The sequence below is a fragment of the Candidatus Parakkermansia intestinigallinarum genome (assembly GCF_944389695.1).
GTDB classification, from domain to species: Bacteria; Verrucomicrobiota; Verrucomicrobiia; order Verrucomicrobiales; family Akkermansiaceae; genus Akkermansia; species Akkermansia intestinigallinarum.
Genome location: NZ_CALXNG010000013.1, coordinates 1 through 16,164, shown reverse-complemented (window position 1 = coordinate 16,164; position 16,164 = coordinate 1). Strand labels below are relative to the sequence as shown.

The following is a 16,164-nucleotide window of genomic DNA, read 5'->3' as shown; positions in this document are numbered from 1 at the left end:
TTCAGGGGACGAGCAGCTCACCGAGCTCCTGCATGATGCGCTCGGCGATGCGCTTGGAGCCGTGCACGCTGACGTGGTTGGTGTCGCGGTACAGGAAGCGCCCCTGCTCGTCGCGGAAGGGGTAGCGGCCGCCGATGAACATGGCCGGGGCGGCATCGACGACGCGCACCTGCGGGACGGCGGCGATGATGCGCTCGATCATGGCGCGCTCGGCGGCGGTGTTGGCCTCATGCTGCTCGGGGGTGACGGCCATGTCGGGTATCTCGCGGTTCAGGCCGTGGTAGACGAGGGCTGTTTCGTAGGGGTCATCGCCGAGGAATTTGGGGTTGTCGCGCAGGATGACCGGGGTGATGCCCAAGGCGGCTATGCGGCGGCAGGTTTCGATCATGCCGGCTTCGACGGCGGCTCGGTAGTCGTCGGCTGCGATGGCCCGGCCGTCCCAGTCGGTGATGGCTTCGGGTTGCAGGCGCAGCCACCAATGCACGGAGATCAGGACGGCTCGCAGATCGCGGCGGCGGCTCAGCCAGTTCATGAGGGCTTCGCCCTGAGAGCGCTCCCAGATGTTTTTGCCTTGGTTGAGGGTGATGCGGCAGTTCCAGGCGGGGACGCAGGAGAAGTTGAGGTAGAGGCCGCGCAGGCGTCCGTTGTCGGTGCAGGCGGTGTCGAGGCCGTCGGCGAGGTGCCAAGCGTGGCTGTCGCCGAGGATGAGGAAGCGCAGCGGGGCTTGTTTGTTGCCGCCGAGGCCGTGCAATCCCTCGCGGAAGACGTCTTTGTCGACGTCTTCGCCGAGTCCCGCCACCGTGCCCGCGAAGTAGCGGTGGGTGTAGCCGGAGACTTTTTCGGGGATGCCCGAGGGCAGGACCTGCTCCATGAAGGTGGCCTGAGTCATGCAGAGCGACCAAGGCAGGATGAGGAGGTGCGGGATGAGGGCCAAGCTGAGGCGCGCGCGGCGACCCAGCCGGCTCGGCCACTTGCTGCAGCGGGTCTCGACGCCGCGGTAGAGGAGCACGGCGAGGGGAAGGGAGAGCAGCGCCATGCCCGGCATGTCCCATGCGCCGGGATTCCAGAAGCAGAAGTACTGCCAGATGACGATGACGGGCCAGTGGACGAGGTAGAGGGAGAAGGAGATGCTGCCGAGTTGCTGGAGGGGGCGCAGGTTGAGCAGGCGCGCGACGGGTCCCTCGGCGGCGAAAAGGATGAGCAGGGCTGCGGCGAGGGCGGCAGGCAGGCTGAGGGCGGATCCGGTTTCACAGAGGTAACAGGCGGCGACAAAGCCGAGGAGGGCGGCGGCGCCCGCCAGCTTGCGCCCGATTCGAGCAGCGCTGCCGGCAGCGGGGGCGAGGCTGATGCCGGCTGCGGCAGCGCCGAGCAGGGGCTCCCAGAGTCGGGTGAAGACGCTGTAGTAGGGACGAATCAGGTCGTTGTTGATGGAGTTGACGGTATCGGCCCAGGCCGGCACCAGCATGCCGTAGTTCAGGTAGGCGCAGAAGAGCAGAGAAAGGACGCCGACAAGGGCGAGGACGGCGCGGACGGCGGCTTTGCCGCTGCGCGCGGGCAGCAGGGCCAGCAGAGGCAAAAGGACGTAGAGCTGCTCGGTGAGGCCGATATACCAGAGGTGCATCAGGGGGTTCTGCTGCACGTTGGGGTTGAAGTAGCTGCCGCTGAAGGCGATGTAGTCGTTGGCGAAGCCGAAGGCGGTCGCGCCGACGGTGCCGGCTATGGTGACGTTGCGCACATAGGGCATGTAGAAGAGGCAGATCAGGACGACGGGGACGGCGACGACCATCCAAGGGGGGACGATGCGCCACAGTTTGCGTGCGGCGTAGTCCCGCAGGCGCAGGTTCTTGTCGCGCAGGCGCGGTATGTCGTTGCGGAACAGGAAGTAGCCGCTGATGACCAAAAAGACGTCCACGCCGAAGTAGCCGCAGGGGCAGAGGCTCGGGCTGAGGTGGTAGAGGACGATGGCGAGGATGGCGAGGCCGCGAAGGCCGTTGATATGCGTCAAAAACTGTTTACCTGATGCCATAAGTATGCGGAGAGATGGGGTTGCCGCGAGCTGAGTCGGCCGGGGGGAGGGAAGCCGGGTGAAGCGGGGCAGGCAAGGCGCCGCTTGCCGCCGCTTCAGCAATCGCGGGGCTGCGGCTCGCCCGCCGCGCTTTCGGGCGCTTCGCCGCTGCCGCTTGCGGGGGCTTCAGAGCCTGCGTCGGTCTCGGGGCCTGCGTCGGCTTCCGGCTCGGGGCGGCGGCGCTGTTTTTTCTCTTTGCGCGGGTTGAAGGTGTTGGCGGCTTTCTCGAAGCCGTCGCTGAGCATCATCAGAGTGGCGGCTTCGGCTTTGAGGAGGCTTTCTTCGAAGAGGGGTTTCTCTTCGTCGCTGAATTTGCCGAGGACGTGGCCGACCATGCTCTTCTGCCCGGGCACGCCGATGCCGACCCGCAGGCGGGGAAATTTTTCGGTGCCGAGATGGGCGATGAGCGATTTCATGCCGTTGTGCCCGCCGGCCGAGCCTCCGGCACGCAGTTTCATGGTGCCGACGGGGAAGGAGATGTCGTCGTAGATGACGAGCACCTGCGCGGGCTCCCACTTGAAGTAGCGCATCAGCGGCCCGACGCTTTCGCCCGATGCGTTCATGTAGGTCTGCGGCTTGACCAGCAGCACCCCGGCAGCGGACGCCAGCTCACATTTGTGAGCTTTGTCCGCCTTCCAGGGGGCGTTGAGATGCGCCGCCAGGCGATCCAGCACCATGAAGCCGACGTTGTGGCGGGTCTGAGCGTATTCGCGCCCGGGGTTGCCGAGGCCGACGACGAGGCGGATGCGTTCCATGGCGGCGCTGTCGGGGGTTGCTGCGAAGGCGTTGCGAAGTTGAGGCGCGGCAGGCTTCAGGCCTTGCGCTTCATCTCCTCAAAGACGATGTTGCGGTTGACGGCGTTGAGGTAGGCGCGTGCCGAGGCTTCGATGACGTCTGTCGCCGCGCCCTTGCCCGAGACGGGCGCACACCCGCACTCGCTGCCGAACTGCACTTTGACGGAGACGTCGCCGAGCGCATCCTGACCGGCCGATGTGGCCCGCACGTTGTAGTCGACGAGCGTTCCCTTCGCTTTGGTGATGCGGTCGATGGCCTTGAAGCAGGCGTTGACGGGGCCGTTGCCGATGGCGCAGTCGGTGTAGGGCTTGCCCTCTTTTTCGAGGGTGACGGTTGCCGTCGGGCAGGTTTTGTCGCCGGCGATGAACTGGATTTGCACGAGCTTCCAGCGGCCGTTGTGCGTGTCGAGCGAGTCATTGACGAGCGAGGCGAGGTCGTCGTCGTAGACGAACTTTTTGCTGTCGCCCACTTTCTTGAAGCGCTCAAAGACGTGGCTGAGCTCTTCGTCGGAGAGGTTGTGTCCGAGTTTTTCAAGGCGAGCCTTGACGGCGGCGCGACCCGAGTGCTTGGTGAGCGGCAGCTCCGTTTCGCCCCAGCCGACTTCCGCCGGGTCGATGATTTCGTAGGTTTCGCGCTTGGCGAGGATGCCGTGCTGGTGAATGCCCGAGCTGTGGGCAAAGGCGTTTTCACCGACGATGGCCTTGGAGCGCTGGACGGCAAGGCCGCTGGAGCGCGCGACGACGCGGCTGGTCTTGACGATTTCGCGCGTGTTGAGGTTGTGGGGTTTCTCTCCGGCGGCGAAGCCGAAAGCCTCGGGGCGAATGGTCAACGCCATGCAGACCTCTTCGAGCGCGGCGTTGCCGGCGCGCTCGCCGATGCCGTTGATGGCGCCCTCCACCTGCCGCGCTCCGGCCTGCACGGCGGCCAGCGAGTTGGCGACGGCCAAGCCGATGTCGTTGTGGCAGTGCACGGAGATGACGGCGCGGTCGATGTTCGGGACGTTCTCTTTGAGGTAGCGCACCATGTTGCAGTACTCGCCGGGCGTGGTGAAGCCGACGGTGTCCGGGACGTTGACGGTGGTGGCTCCGGCGTCGATGACGGCGGTGACGACTTCGGCAAGGTAGTCGAGTTCGGTGCGGCTGGCGTCCTCCGCCGAGAACTCGACGTCATCGACGTAGGTTTTGGCGAGTTTCACGCCGGCGACGGCCATTTGGATGATTTCCTCCTTGCTCTTCTTGAGCTTGAACTCGCGATGCAGGGGGCTGGTGGCCAGGAAGGTATGGATGCGGCCGCGATCTCCGGCGGGCGCAACGGCTTCTCCGGCCCGGCGGATGTCGTTCTCCACGCAGCGTGCGAGGCCCGCGATGCGGCATTTGGTGATGGTGGAGGCGATGGTGTGCACGGCTTCAAAGTCGCCGTCGGAGATGCAGGGGAAGCCCGCTTCGATAATGTCCACACCTAGTTTCTCGAGCTGACGTGCTACTTCGAGTTTCTGGCGGAGGTTCATGGACGCTCCGGGGCACTGTTCGCCATCCCTGAGGGTGGTGTCGAAGAATAATACTTTGTCGCTCATATGGTTGATTCAGGGTTTGATTACCGCAGGGATTATACACCGACGGCGAGAAAAAGACAAGCTCATACCGCGCGGGGATCGCAGGCGGTATGAGCTTGCGGACAAACGACGGGAAGGCCGCGTTTGCTCGGCTTTATTTTGAGGGTGTTACGGTGATGCGCAGGGTCAGTTTCCGCGCGGGGCGGGCATGGCGATCGGCCAGATGGGTGTAGCCGAGCACGTATTCGGTGACGCCGGGGCGATGCCCGATGACGCTCACGCGCAGTTTGCCGGGCGCGCCGCAGAGGACGGCGCCGCCGCGCGAGGCGGGTACGGGGGCTTCGTAGTCGAGTTTGAGGGTGGCCACGGAGCTGTCGCCTTCACCGATGATGACCCAGCGGTAGGGTGTGGTGTTGTTGGCATCGATCAGGGTGTCGGCGTTGCAGCCGCCGGCACTCACGCTCAGAGCGATGGTGCTTTCATGGTCGCTGTGCTGCTCGAGGTCGGTCGGCGGCAGGTCAGCGGCGGCGGCAAGGGCTGAGGGCAGAGCGCTCAGGCACAGGGTAGCGATGAGATGCTTGAACATGCCTCTTCCCTTACCATGTACGCTCGCCTGCGTCAAGGCGAAAGTGCGCGCGAAAGCCTCATTTGGGCTTGCCAAACAAGAATCATTCTGGCATCATACGCCGCATGGCACAGATCAATGATAACTTTCTGAAGCTTCAGGCCGGTTACCTCTTCCCGGAAATCGGTCGCCGCGTCGCGGCTTTTGCCGCGGCTCATCCTGATAAGGCTGCCGACATCATTCGCTGCGGCATCGGCGATGTCACCGAGCCCCTGCCCCAGGCAGCCATCGACGCAATGCACAAGGCTGTCGACGATCAGGCGAAGCGCGAGACTTTCCACGGCTACGGCCCGGAGCAGGGTTACGCTTGGCTGCGCGAGGCCATCGCCGAGGTGTCGTACAAGGCCCGCGGTGTCGAGGTGCACGCGGATGAGATTTATGTTTCCGACGGCGCGAAGTGCGACACGGGCAATATCTTGGATATTTTCGGCCACAATAATGTGATTGCGGTGCCCGATCCGGTCTACCCGGTTTATGTCGACACCAATGTGATGAACGGCAATACGGGCAAGGCTCGCGAGGACGGTTCGTACGAGGGGCTGGTCTACCTGCCCTGCACGCCGGAAAACGGCTTTGTGCCGGAGGTGCCCGCGCAGCGCGTCGACCTCGTCTACCTCTGCTTCCCGAACAACCCGACGGGTGCCGTGGCGAATCGCGAGCAGCTTGAGGCTTGGGTGGATTACGCGCTGAAGAATGATACCATTCTGCTCTACGATGGTGCCTACGAGGCTTTCGTGACGGATGAGAGCATCCCGACGTCGATTTTCGCGATTCCCGGGGCGCGTCGCTGCGCCATCGAGTTCCGTTCGTTCTCGAAGCAGGGCGGTTTCACGGGGACGCGCTGCGGGTATGTGGTGATTCCCAAGGAGCTCATGGGCAAGGATGCCGAGGGCCGTCCCGTGCAGGTGGCTCAGCTCTGGAATCGCCGCCACTGCACGAAGTTCAACGGCGCGAGCTACATTGTGCAGCGCGGCGCGGCGGCTCTCTTCACGCCCGAGGGTCAGGCGCAGTGCAAGGCGCTCATCGAGCACTATCTCGGCAATGCCAAGCTGCTGGCCGAGGCCTGCCGCGCGGCGGGTCTGAAGGTCTGGGGCGGTGCCAATGCTCCCTACGTCTGGGTGCAGACGCCTGCGGGGATGGGCAGCTGGGAGTTCTTCGACAAGATGCTCGAGGAGGCTCTCGTGGTCATTACGCCGGGTGCGGGCTTCGGCGCGCACGGCGAGGGTTTCTTCCGCATCTCGGCTTTCAACAGCCGCGCGAATGTGGAGGAGGTTTGCCGCCGCATCGCCAAGCTGCTGGCCTGAGCCCCCGCTTTCAAGGAGAATGTGCAGGACTGCTCCCCCCTCTCCGGGGCGGAGCAGTCTTTTTTTTGGGGAGAGCTTAGGGAGAGGGAGAAAAGGCGGGCGCTGAGGGGCAGACGTGCCGCGGGGCAGCGGGTTATGGCGGAGGACAGCGCAGGATGACGCAGGGCGGACGCCGAGAGGGAGGGTGGAGAGGCGGCTTTCCCGCCGATGCGGCGCCCGGAAACAAAAAGCGGGGCGGCTCATGCCGCCCCGCTGGGGTTGAAGGAGGTCGCTGCCCGCGCGGGGCGGGTTCTTCACCAGAGTCCGTCGATGAGCCAGCAGATGTTGCGGCAGTAGTTCTGCCCGGGGCGCAGCTCGATGGAGGGGAAGTTCGGGTGGTGGGGCGAATCGGGGAAGCTCTGCGCTTCGAGAGCCACGCCGCCGCGCTTGAGCGGGAGGTAGTCGCCGGTGTAGACCTGCAGCCCGGGGGCGTCGGTGAGCACCCGGAGGCAGAGGTCGCCTGCGCTGAGCACGGCCGCCTCGGCCGGCTCGCCGCCGTTGTCGAGCACGTAGTTGTCGTCGTAGCCGCCGGCAATGGCGCCGGGGGCGTTGCGAAGGCCGAGCTTCGCCTCGCGGCGCAGGTCGTAAAGGGTTCCCTCGACCGGAGCGATGGCGCCCGTGGGGATGTTGGCGACCATGGGCGTGTACTGATCGGCGTTGACCATCAGGCTGTGGTCGTCTATCGTGCCCTTGCCCTTGAGGTTCCAGTAGGCGTGGTTGGTGAGGTTGAGCAGGGTGGGTGCATCGGTCGAGGCTTCGAGGCGCAGGCAGAGCTCCTGCTCGTTGAGGCTGTACTCGGCACGCAGATGCACGGTGCCCGGGTAGCCCTCTTCGCCGTCGGGGGAGACGAGGCTGAGCACCAGCTGAAGATCATCCGCCTTTTCGACCGTCCAAATGCGCGAGCTGAAGCCGACAAGGCCGCCGTGCAGGTGGTTCGGCCCGTTGTTGACGGCCAGTTTGTAGTCTCGGCCGTCGAGGCTGAAGCTGCCGCCGGCGATGCGGTTGGCGACGCGCCCGCAGATGGCGCCGCAGTAGCACTCATCCGCCAGCATGGCCTCGGCCGTCTTGGGCCCGTAGAGCAGATCCTGCCCACGGTATTTGAAGCTCACGAGACGCGCACCGTAGTTGGAGATGCTGACGTCCAAATCACCGTAACTGAGCGTGAAAATCTCAAAGTCGCGGCCGTCGGGGGTTGTTCCGTAAATCATAAGACAAAAGAGGGACCGTATGAAACATAGGAGGAGAAGGGTATGCTCGAACCGGGCACGTTGCGCTCCCACCCGACGACTTTGCCCTGCCTGAAATAAACGACGGCATCGAGGCGGCGGCGGTAGACCCAGTCGTCGCCCAAGTAGGGCCCGCCGTAGGGGTAGCAGTAGTACGCGCGGGGCACGACGGCAACGGGCTGCATGCTGCTGTAGAACCAGACCTGCTCCCGCAGCCCGTTCGCATCAGCGCGCTCACCCGAGCCCGAGGGCGCCCCCATGGCCAGATAGACGGCAGCCGTCGACATGCCGATCTCGAGCTGCCCGCTCATAACGGCCTGTTGCTGTTTGGGCGTCAGCGAGGCGTAGAGGGTCGGATTTTCGCGTATGCGGTCGGCCGGAGTAACCGAGCACGACAGCAGCGAACAGGTCGCTGCCAGCGCTAGGATGACGGGAGCTAATCGGGATACTGTTCTCACCTTACGGCACACCTTACCACCGAATTTCGTACTTGCCAAGAAAAAAATTCGTGCTAAAATGGACACACGAATATGAAAGCACTTACGTTCCTTTTCGCAGCAGTCGCAGCGTCCGTTTCTCTGGTATGCCAAGCAGCGCCTCAGAGCGAAGCGCCCGGGCTCTCCGAGTATATTCCCTGCGACGGTACCATCATGAAGGGCAGCATCGTCAGAGCCGTCGTCGATGATTCCTTCGCGGCCGAACAGCGCAAACTCGTGGAGAAGTTGCGGTCGATGAGTCCCGAAAAGCAGAAGGAGATCGTGGGCAAGTCTCAGGCGGACTGCGCTATGGAGTACGATGCCGACCTCTGGCCCGACCGCAAGGACTACGATGCCTACATCGCGGCTTGGAAGAAGCTGCGCGTGGTGCCGAGCGGCGAGGTTGTGTTCAGCGTCAAGGCTGATGATGATCAGACGATGAGCATTCTCTCCCTCACGAGGGTGCAGGAGAGGGATCTTGTTCCGCTGACGATTTCCGCCCTCCGCTACGACCCCAAGGCCAATGTTTGGACGTCCAACAACGGGACGCTCAATCCGTCGAGCTGCACGACTTCGGATCTCTTTGCGTTCGGTCGGCAGAGCGGCACGGAATGGAAGCTTGAGAAGTCCGGCGACTTCACGAAGGTGACGGAGACGGTGCGCGTGACGCGCTCCGATGACAACAAGTACGTCTACATTCTCTACTCCTTCCTCGAGCAGATGGGCGATACCAATACGCCGATCGCGCAGGCAGCCTACCTCATGCGCTTCAGCGCCGACGCTCCTTCGGCATCGTCGAGCAAGCCCGGCCAGAAGTAAAAGCCGAAGCCTCATGTTTGTACGCGGGAGCCGCTCATCGGCTCCCGCTTTTTCTGCACATCCGCCCTTCCTTCCCCCATCGACCTATGCGCATCATTGCCGGCGCGGCCAAAGGCATGCCCATCAAAGTTCCGCACGGAGAGGTTCGCCCGACGCAGGATCGCGTCCGCGAGGCTCTCTTCAATATCATCGGGCCGCTGATTGACGGGGCTCACGTGCTCGACCTCTTCTGCGGCTCGGGCTCGGTGGGCATCGAGGCGCTCAGCCGTGGGGCTGCCACGGCGTGCATGGTCGACGCCTCTCGCGCCTCATGCATCGCTGCGCGAGACAACCTCCAAAAATCGCGCCTCAGCGGCGGCTCGGTGGTGCAGAGCGACTGCCTGGCCTTTGTGAAGCGCGACGGCGGCCGATATGACATTATTTTTGCTGATCCCCCTTACTGCAAGGCCATCGGCGATCGCGACATGATTGCCGAGCTGATGACGGATCGCCTGCACGAGTTGCTCAGCCCGGGCGGCTTCTTCATCGCCGAGGCTCAGCTGGGCTACGGGGTGGGCGACGCCCGCAGCCGCGAGTTCGCGGGCTGGCGGCTTGTCGATGAGCGCTGCTACGGCAAAAACACCATTCTCTTTTATCAGGTCGAGTCATGAAACGCTTTTTCTTTCTGCTGCTCTACAACCTGTTTTTTCCGTTTTTTCTGCTGCTGTCTCTGCCGGGCTACCTCATCAAGATGAAGAGGCGCGGAGGCTTCGGCACGGGATTGCTGGAGCGCTTCGGCATTTATCGCCGTCCGTCCGCATCGGAGCCGAAAGGTGGGCTCTACATTCACGCGGTGTCGGTGGGAGAGGCCTTTATCGGTCTGAAGTTCGCGCGCGAGTGGATCAGGACGCACGCCGAGCCGGTGGTGCTGGCGACGTCGACGGCCACGGGACATCAGGTGGTGCGCGACGCCGGGATACCCGGGCTGCGCGCTCTGTACGCGCCGCTGGATTTGCCGGGGCTCTCGGGGCGCTGCCTCAAGCGCTTTGAGCCGCGTGCGGTGGTGCTGATTGAGGCGGAGCTCTGGCCGAATTTTGCCGAGGCCTGCCGCCGCCGGAAGATTCCGATGCTGATGCTCAATGCGCGTCTCTCGCCGCGCAGCGAGGGGCGCTACCGCAAGGTGCGGGGCATCACGTCGCTGCTTTTCTCGCGGCTCTCAGCCTTGGGTGCCCAGAACGAGCGCGACAAGGAGCGCTTCGCGGGCATCGGTGTTGAGCCCGGCATCATTGAGGTGACGGGCAGCATCAAGTTCGACGTGCTGGGGGATGCCCCCGAGGCACCGCGCGCCGAGTTCCGCGCGATTCTCGATCGGCTCAGGGGCGGGCGCCCCGTGGTGCTCGCGGCTTCGACGCACGCGGGCGAGGAGCTGCTGATTGCCCGCGCGGCACGCGAGGTCGGCGCGTTCGCTCTGATTGTCCCGCGCCACGCCGAGAGGCGCGACGAGGTGGTGCGCGATCTGCAATCCGCGGGTTTTACTCCCCTGCTGCGCACGGCCGGCAAGCTGCCTGAAAGCGTCCCCGCGGACGCCTGCTACGTGGCCGATACGACGGGCGAGCTGCGCGAGTGGACGGCGCTGGCCGATGCGGCCGTCATCGGCAAGAGTTTTCTGGCGCGCGGCGGGCAAAACCCCGTCGAGGCAATCGCCGCACGGGTGCCCGTCATCACCGGGCCGGACATGACGAACTTCGCCGACCTCGTCCGCCTGCTGGAAGAAGCCGGCGGCATCCTCCGCTGCGAAGCGGACGGGCTGGCGGATGCTCTCCGCGAGGTGCTCGGCAAGCCCGAGGCTTCGCGGGCACGCTGCGAACGCGGGCTGGCGGCTCTGCAGGCTCATGCCGGAGCCACGGCTCGCAGCGTGGCGCTCGTCGAGCGCTTTTTCTGATACCGACGGGACGGTGCGACGCAAGCTCGGCGCCCGTCGTCGGCTCGACTTCGGCAGCTCGCGGCTCGGCTTCGTGCGGCTCGCGGCTCGGCTTCGTGCGGCTCAAGCTAGGCTTCGCGCAGCTCGAGTTCGTCATGGCGCAGCTGCGGTTTCGCGCGGCTCAGATGCGCCAGATGCCGCCGTTTTCAAGAGCGCGCGCCAGTGAATCAAGCAGCTCGGCGGGTGTCATGCCGGCTTCGCGGAGCGAGGCGATGGAGCGTGCGCCGTCGCGTTTCGCCAAGCGCTTTCCCTCGTTGTCGCACAGCAGCATGTGGTGATCGTAGAGGGGAACGGGAAGGCCGAGCACGCCTTGGATGGCGCGGTGGATGTGCGTGGCGTCGAAGAGGTCCCGGCCGCGCGTGACAAGGTTGACGCCCTGAGCCGCGTCGTCGATGACAACGGCGAGATGATAGCTGGCCGGAAAATCCTTGCGCCCCAACACCACGTCGCCGTAGAGCGTCGGGACGCAGCGCTGTGTCCCGCGTCTGAGGTCGTGCCAAGTCGGGCAGCCGATGAGGTCTTGCACGCGCTCCATGTCGAGGCGCCAGCAGTGGGGCAGTCCGGCTGCGAGCCGCTCGGCGACGAGGTCGGGCGGCAGCTTTTTGCAGGTGCCGGGGTAGAGGTAGCCGAGTGTTGCGTGCGGTGCGCGCCCCATGTCGCGGAGCTGGGCGCGGATGTCGCCGCGCGTGCAGAAGCAGGGGTAGAGCAGCCCCCGGCGATGCAGCTCGTGCAGGGTCGCGGCGTAGAGGGGCATGCGCCGACTCTGCACCATGGTCTCGCCGTCGAAGTGCAGGCCGAGCCAGTCGAGGTCTTCGTGCATCAGCTCCACCCAATGCGGGTCTTGCGCTCGCGCGTCGATGTCTTCGATGCGCAGCACGCAGCGCCCGCCGTGCCGATCCGCCAGACGACGCGCCGAGAGTGCCGCCAGCAGATGCCCGACATGCAGCGGCCCGCTCGGCGAGGGAGCGAAGCGCGTGGTGACAGGATGGCGCAACATGGCTCAGAGCCCCCTGCCCGCCTCAGTCCTTCATGTCGTAGCTGCCGTCGAGAATCAGGCGCGAGACGCGCTCGATGCCCTCCTGCGCCAGCTTCGAGTTCGGGTATTTGGAGCGGGCGTAGTAGTAGCAGGAGAGAGCCGAGCCGTACTCGCGGCGCTTCTCCATCTCGGCGGCCTTCTCCATCGCGCCGACGAAGTCGTTGGCGCGAACTCGGTAGGTGTTTACGGCGTCCTTGAAGGCCGAGTCGCGAGCGTAGCGCTCGTCTTCGCGGCTGTAGCGGTCAAGCTCCTCCCATGCCATGCAGGCGCCGTATTCGCCGACGGACTGCGCTTGGCCGTCGAGTAGGCGGAGCATCTCATCCAAGCCTCCGATGAAGGTCACGGCCTCTTCGTACTGAGAGCCGAGCTCTTTGTCCATGGCGACCACTTTCATTTCGTCGCGCCTGTTGTAGACGCCGCGCAGGTCGCCCGCGGCCACGAGGCTGCGGAAGTCGTCCTTGAGATAATCCTGGCTATCGAGCTCTTCGATCTGCTCCATCCCCTTGTCGATGTTGGGGTTGAGCGGCCAGATCTCGCCGGCGAGGCGCACCTCGGCGTTGAAGGTTTCTTCGTCTCCGGCGGCAATCGCCTTGCGCGCGTTGCGCAGGTGCAGGTTACTTTCGTTCATCTTGCCCTTGCAGTAGCTGCGCAGCAGCGAATCGTCGAAGTCGGCATCGAGCTCTTTCATGCGCGTCGCGACCGCCTGCAGCTGCTCGTAGTCGCGGTGATTGAGCGTTGTGAGGGCCTTCTTGCGGAGCTCCCAGAACTCGAGAATGCGCAGTCTGTCGGCCTCCGGGAAGGTCGCGACGCTCTGCATGTATTCACCGACGGCCACGGCCTCGACAAGGCGCTGCGTCGCTGCGGCGAGCTTGTTTTGAGCCAGCAGGGAATGGACGGACTCGATGTTCTGATCCACCTCGCGCCGCGCATTGCTCGCCAGCTGGTCGATCATCGAGACCGTCGGCGGCAGGCCGCCCACGCCGCTGAACACCTTGCCCAAGTCGGAGTCTTCCTTGATGTTGAGCTTCGTGTCGCCGTCGCGGAAGACGTGCCGATACAGGCGTGCGGCGATGAGTGCATGGTCGAAGCGGCGCTGCAGCAGGAAGCTCGCCATCATGCTCTGGTAGCTCGTCTTGGCCGCCAGCAGGTTGGCCGCGTTCTCCGCGTCGTTTTTCACGCGCAGGGCCTTGTTTTCCGCCACCTTGGTGGTGTTGTGCGCGATGAGGATGTCATTGCTGCGGTATCTGCTGTTGTTGCTCTGGCCGCTGGGCTTGATGTTGCCGGTGGCTCCGCTGCCGCGCTGGGTGTTGCGGTTGTTGAGGCTGTTGGTGCGCTTCACCAGCTCGTCGATTTCTTTCTCCAGCTGCTCGCTCTCGCGATCGCGCTCGAAGTTTGCGCGCTGGGCATCCAGAGCGCTGACGAGCGCGCTGGCCAGGGCGGCGGACTGCCCGGCATCGCCCGAGTAGTCACTGATGTCGTAGAGCGTCTTGCCGATGCTCACCAGCACCTTGCTGCCCGGGCGCTTGCCCTTGGTGTAGCGCTCCGTGAGTTTGAGGATTTTGCCGATCTTGCTGCGGTAGTCCTTGGACTTGGCGCTTTCGTCGGGCTTCTGGCTGAGATATTTCTCGAAGCGCGCGCGCACCACGGCGTTGTTGCCCACGTCAAAGAAGCCGCCGTTGTACTTGACGGTATCCGTTGAGGGGTCAAGCAGAGGTATCTCCATACCGAAGAGCTGCGGGTTGGCGGCGTCACCGCCGTTCTGATCCGCGGGCACGCCGCTCTCCGACTGGGCAGACTTGCCGGAGGCGTCAAAGCTGTTGGGCATCTGCGCCGAGCACAGGGAGCTGCCGAGAGCCAGCAGCATGATCATTTGAGACGTTTTCATAACTTATTCTCCACTTCGCGCGTGATAAAGATGCCCTTGATGGGCTCGCCGGATTCATCCCGGCCGCTGCGGCATTCAACGTTGAAGATGTAGGTTTTCCCTCGGTCGAGGTTGACGTCGCCGGCGGCGCCGTCAGGCACGAGGATGGGCAGAATCTCGCCGTCGGGGTTGTTGGCGAGCGTGACGGCGACAAGGCGATCATGGCCCTGCGGCATCACGGCCTCAACGCGGCCTTCGAGGCGGTATTTGTTGTTGGTGAAGCGAGAGCCGCCCTTGCGGTAATCCGATATGCGGAAGTCGCTGTCGGTCGGCCCTGCTCCGGAGCTGCTGCCCGACGATTTGAAGAGCACGGCGACGATGAGGACCAAGGCGACGGCCCCCAGGATCACGTACAAAATGTTTTTGTTACCCGATGAGTTGTTGCGTCTTCTTCTGGCCATAGGAGTGAGTGATGTAGGTTGCGTTCACAGGGGCAGTGCGCTTATTCCCAGCGCGTTCGCGAAGCGCCCCAGACGGCGAGGGCAAGGCCCGCCGCGATGTGGGCCGCCAGCACCCAGACGCAGACGGTCGAAGTGCTGAAGTTCGTGCTGTTGAGCGAGAGGACGACCTCGCGCACCTGGGGCTCGAGGCCGCCTTCAATGCTGCCGCTCCACGACCAGTAGGCGGAAATGAAGGGCTGCACGATGCGCGCCACTACTTCCGGCAGAGCCAGCACGGCGCCGGAGAGCGGCAGCTGGAAGCCGACGAGGTAGATGCTCAGCAGCGAGGCCTGATCGGCCGTTCGGCAGGCCGCCGAGATGCCGAGGCACATGGCCGTCATGGCGGCGTTGGCCAGGAGCAGGAAGCCCATGTGCACGTACCAATCACCCCGGAAGGGCCAGAAGTACTGCACGAATCCGAACATCCAGATGCTCTGCAGCAGCACGAGCAGGGTCAGGTAGGCGAGCTTGCTGGCGACGTAGGGAGCCACGCCGACACCGGCCAGCTTTTCTTTCTCCATGATGAGGCGCTCGCCGGCGATCTCGCGCGCCGAGTTGTTCGAGCCCATGAGCCCGAGCAGCACGACTTGGAACATGATGATGCCGGAGACGGCCGTGCCGACGCGAGCGCTGACTTCGGCCTGCTCTTGCGCGGCCTCGATGTCGGAGAGCGAGAACTGGCCCGTTTCGCTGGCCGGCAGTGAGGGGATTTGATCTTGCCCCATGTCCGAGAAGAGGGCGACGAGTATCGGGAAGATGAGGATCATCGCGATTTGCAGCAGCAGCTGCCCGCGATCGCGCATCAGGATGTCAAAGCGGCGCCGCAACAGGGTGAAGGTCTGCGAGAGGAAGCCCGGCTGCGGGGACTCCTGCTCCTCATCGCTGTCGCGTTGGTGCAGCGGCGTCGGCTCGGGAAGCGGGATGCCGAGGCGCGCGAACTTGGCCACGTGCTCTTCGTTGAGGCGCATGTAGTAGTCGCGGTAGTGGCGCAGCCAGCTGTCGTGCCAAGCGAATCCGTCTCGGCAGGCCAGCATGGGGTAAACTCCCTCAAAACTCTCGACGTTGAAGTAGTGGCTCATAGCCTGCGGCGAGCCGTGATAGGCGAGGTTGCCCTCGACCATGACGAGGATGCTGTCGTAGAGCTCCATCTGCGCGAGGCTGTGCGTCACGGAGATGACGATGCGGCCGTCTTTGAGGCTGAGCTGGTGGAGCAGTTCGACGATTTCCCGCTCGGAGTGGGGGTCGAGGCCGCTGGTGACTTCGTCGCAGAGCAGCAGCCGGGGGCTTGAGACCAGCTCCATAGCGAGGCCGAGGCGGCGCTTTTGGCCGCCGGAAAGCAGCTTGACCTGGCGGTCGGCGATGTCGGTCAGGCCGGTCTCCGCCAGCGCGTTGTCGATGATGTCGTTGAGGGTGTCTTCGTCGGCCTTCACGCGCAGGCGAGCCGAGTACTCGATGCTTTCATCGACGGTGAGTTCATCGTAGGCGATGCTGAACTGGGGCACGTAGCCGATTTCGTGCGGTTCGAAGTCGCCTTCTTCCTCCAAGTCGCGCCCTTCCCAGATGAAGGAGCCGGAGCTGACGGGGTTGATGCCGGCAATGGCCTTGAGCAGCGTTGATTTGCCGCAGCCCGACGGACCGACGATCGCCATGAAGTGGCCCTTGGGTACGCAAAAGTTGACGTCGTTGAGCAAGACGCGGACTTCATCCCCGTCAGGCACTTCAAAACAGATGTTTTTCGCCTTCAGCATGGCAGTATTCGGAGTATCTGTATGCTAGCACAATGCTCCCGCCGCCGCAAGGAAAAAACGTGTTTCGGAGCGGCTTTCGGGTCTCGAGCAGTTTTGTTGAAACCGTTATTCACCCCAGCGGCGCCACGATATCGTTATTTACCCTCACTCTGAGA

General features: G+C 64.1%; 14 protein-coding genes. 4 read left to right on the top strand and 10 right to left on the bottom strand.

Annotation, left to right across the window (positions count from 1 at the left end):
• Position 1: 1 nt before the first annotated feature.
• The 4 genes from AC6UAL_RS05135 to AC6UAL_RS05120 form a co-directional block, all read right to left on the bottom strand.
• The gene (locus tag AC6UAL_RS05135; protein ID WP_500682296.1) at positions 2–2,026 is read right to left on the bottom strand and encodes an acyltransferase family protein; all 2,025 of its coding nucleotides are present in this window, start codon (positions 2,024–2,026) and stop codon (positions 2–4) included.
• A 95-nt stretch (positions 2,027–2,121) separates the two neighbouring features.
• Positions 2,122–2,820, bottom strand: a complete 699-nt coding sequence (pth, locus tag AC6UAL_RS05130; protein WP_500682295.1) for an aminoacyl-tRNA hydrolase — start codon at positions 2,818–2,820, stop codon at positions 2,122–2,124.
• A gap of 56 nt (positions 2,821–2,876) precedes the next feature.
• Complete coding sequence (locus tag AC6UAL_RS05125) at positions 2,877–4,433, bottom strand: 2-isopropylmalate synthase (RefSeq protein WP_500682294.1); 1,557 nt, start codon at positions 4,431–4,433, stop codon at positions 2,877–2,879.
• A gap of 133 nt (positions 4,434–4,566) precedes the next feature.
• Positions 4,567–4,998: a hypothetical protein gene (locus AC6UAL_RS05120; protein ID WP_500682293.1), complete on the bottom strand. Its 432-nt coding sequence runs from the start codon at positions 4,996–4,998 to the stop codon at positions 4,567–4,569.
• Positions 4,999–5,102: 104 nt separating this feature from the next.
• Here AC6UAL_RS05120 and AC6UAL_RS05115 point away from each other — a divergent pair, with 104 nt between their 5' ends.
• Complete coding sequence (locus AC6UAL_RS05115) at positions 5,103–6,341, top strand: LL-diaminopimelate aminotransferase (protein ID WP_500682292.1); 1,239 nt, start codon at positions 5,103–5,105, stop codon at positions 6,339–6,341.
• Between the two features lie 293 nt (positions 6,342–6,634).
• Here the strand turns inward: AC6UAL_RS05115 and AC6UAL_RS05110 are convergent, their stop codons facing one another.
• On the bottom strand, positions 6,635–7,588 hold the full coding sequence (locus AC6UAL_RS05110) for an aldose epimerase family protein (RefSeq protein ID WP_500682291.1): 954 nt from the start codon (positions 7,586–7,588) through the stop codon (positions 6,635–6,637).
• The gene (locus AC6UAL_RS05105) at positions 7,585–8,064 is read right to left on the bottom strand and encodes a hypothetical protein (protein WP_500682290.1); all 480 of its coding nucleotides are present in this window, start codon (positions 8,062–8,064) and stop codon (positions 7,585–7,587) included. Before AC6UAL_RS05105 ends, AC6UAL_RS05110 begins: the two co-directional genes overlap by 4 nt.
• Positions 8,065–8,136: 72 nt before the next feature.
• Here AC6UAL_RS05105 and AC6UAL_RS05100 point away from each other — a divergent pair, with 72 nt between their 5' ends.
• From AC6UAL_RS05100 to AC6UAL_RS05090, 3 genes are all read left to right on the top strand, one after another.
• Entirely contained in the window at positions 8,137–8,901 is a 765-nt protein-coding gene (locus AC6UAL_RS05100) for a hypothetical protein (RefSeq protein ID WP_500682289.1), read from the top strand.
• 86 nt (positions 8,902–8,987) lie between these two features.
• A complete protein-coding gene (gene rsmD, locus AC6UAL_RS05095) occupies positions 8,988–9,551 on the top strand; it encodes a 16S rRNA (guanine(966)-N(2))-methyltransferase RsmD (RefSeq protein ID WP_500682288.1) in 564 nt (187 codons plus the stop codon).
• Entirely contained in the window at positions 9,548–10,822 is a 1,275-nt protein-coding gene (locus tag AC6UAL_RS05090) for a 3-deoxy-D-manno-octulosonic acid transferase (RefSeq protein WP_500682287.1), read from the top strand. The genes rsmD and AC6UAL_RS05090 overlap by 4 nt, the downstream gene beginning before the upstream one ends.
• A 160-nt stretch (positions 10,823–10,982) precedes the next feature.
• Here AC6UAL_RS05090 and gluQRS read toward each other — a convergent pair whose 3' ends face one another.
• From gluQRS to AC6UAL_RS05070, 4 genes are read right to left on the bottom strand one after another with little or no spacing between them, the layout of a single operon-like run.
• Positions 10,983–11,858 carry a tRNA glutamyl-Q(34) synthetase GluQRS gene (gluQRS, locus tag AC6UAL_RS05085; protein ID WP_500682286.1) on the bottom strand — a complete coding sequence of 292 codons (876 nt, stop codon included), beginning with the start codon at positions 11,856–11,858 and terminating at the stop codon, positions 10,983–10,985.
• Positions 11,859–11,880: 22 nt separating this feature from the next.
• Positions 11,881–13,782, bottom strand: a complete 1,902-nt coding sequence (locus AC6UAL_RS05080) for a hypothetical protein (protein ID WP_500682285.1) — start codon at positions 13,780–13,782, stop codon at positions 11,881–11,883.
• Positions 13,779–14,222 (bottom strand): hypothetical protein, encoded by a 444-nt coding sequence (locus AC6UAL_RS05075; RefSeq protein ID WP_500682284.1) that lies wholly within the window; start codon positions 14,220–14,222, stop codon positions 13,779–13,781. Before AC6UAL_RS05075 ends, AC6UAL_RS05080 begins: the two co-directional genes overlap by 4 nt.
• 41 nt (positions 14,223–14,263) lie before the next feature.
• Positions 14,264–16,009 carry an ATP-binding cassette domain-containing protein gene (locus AC6UAL_RS05070; protein ID WP_500682283.1) on the bottom strand — a complete coding sequence of 582 codons (1,746 nt, stop codon included), beginning with the start codon at positions 16,007–16,009 and terminating at the stop codon, positions 14,264–14,266.
• Between the last annotated feature and the right edge of the window lie 155 nt (positions 16,010–16,164).

Coding starts and splice junctions, on each gene's coding strand:
- AC6UAL_RS05135 (WP_500682296.1), bottom strand. CDS start 2,026: ATGGCATCAGGTAAACAGTTTTTGACGCATATCAACGGCCTTCGCGGC.
- pth (WP_500682295.1), bottom strand. CDS start 2,820: ATGGAACGCATCCGCCTCGTCGTCGGCCTCGGCAACCCCGGGCGCGAA.
- AC6UAL_RS05125 (WP_500682294.1), bottom strand. CDS start 4,433: ATGAGCGACAAAGTATTATTCTTCGACACCACCCTCAGGGATGGCGAA.
- AC6UAL_RS05120 (WP_500682293.1), bottom strand. CDS start 4,998: ATGTTCAAGCATCTCATCGCTACCCTGTGCCTGAGCGCTCTGCCCTCA.
- AC6UAL_RS05115 (WP_500682292.1), top strand. CDS start 5,103: ATGGCACAGATCAATGATAACTTTCTGAAGCTTCAGGCCGGTTACCTC.
- AC6UAL_RS05110 (WP_500682291.1), bottom strand. CDS start 7,588: ATGATTTACGGAACAACCCCCGACGGCCGCGACTTTGAGATTTTCACG.
- AC6UAL_RS05100 (WP_500682289.1), top strand. CDS start 8,137: ATGAAAGCACTTACGTTCCTTTTCGCAGCAGTCGCAGCGTCCGTTTCT.
- rsmD (WP_500682288.1), top strand. CDS start 8,988: ATGCGCATCATTGCCGGCGCGGCCAAAGGCATGCCCATCAAAGTTCCG.
- AC6UAL_RS05090 (WP_500682287.1), top strand. CDS start 9,548: ATGAAACGCTTTTTCTTTCTGCTGCTCTACAACCTGTTTTTTCCGTTT.
- gluQRS (WP_500682286.1), bottom strand. CDS start 11,858: ATGTTGCGCCATCCTGTCACCACGCGCTTCGCTCCCTCGCCGAGCGGG.
- AC6UAL_RS05080 (WP_500682285.1), bottom strand. CDS start 13,782: ATGAAAACGTCTCAAATGATCATGCTGCTGGCTCTCGGCAGCTCCCTG.
- AC6UAL_RS05075 (WP_500682284.1), bottom strand. CDS start 14,222: ATGGCCAGAAGAAGACGCAACAACTCATCGGGTAACAAAAACATTTTG.
- AC6UAL_RS05070 (WP_500682283.1), bottom strand. CDS start 16,009: ATGCTGAAGGCGAAAAACATCTGTTTTGAAGTGCCTGACGGGGATGAA.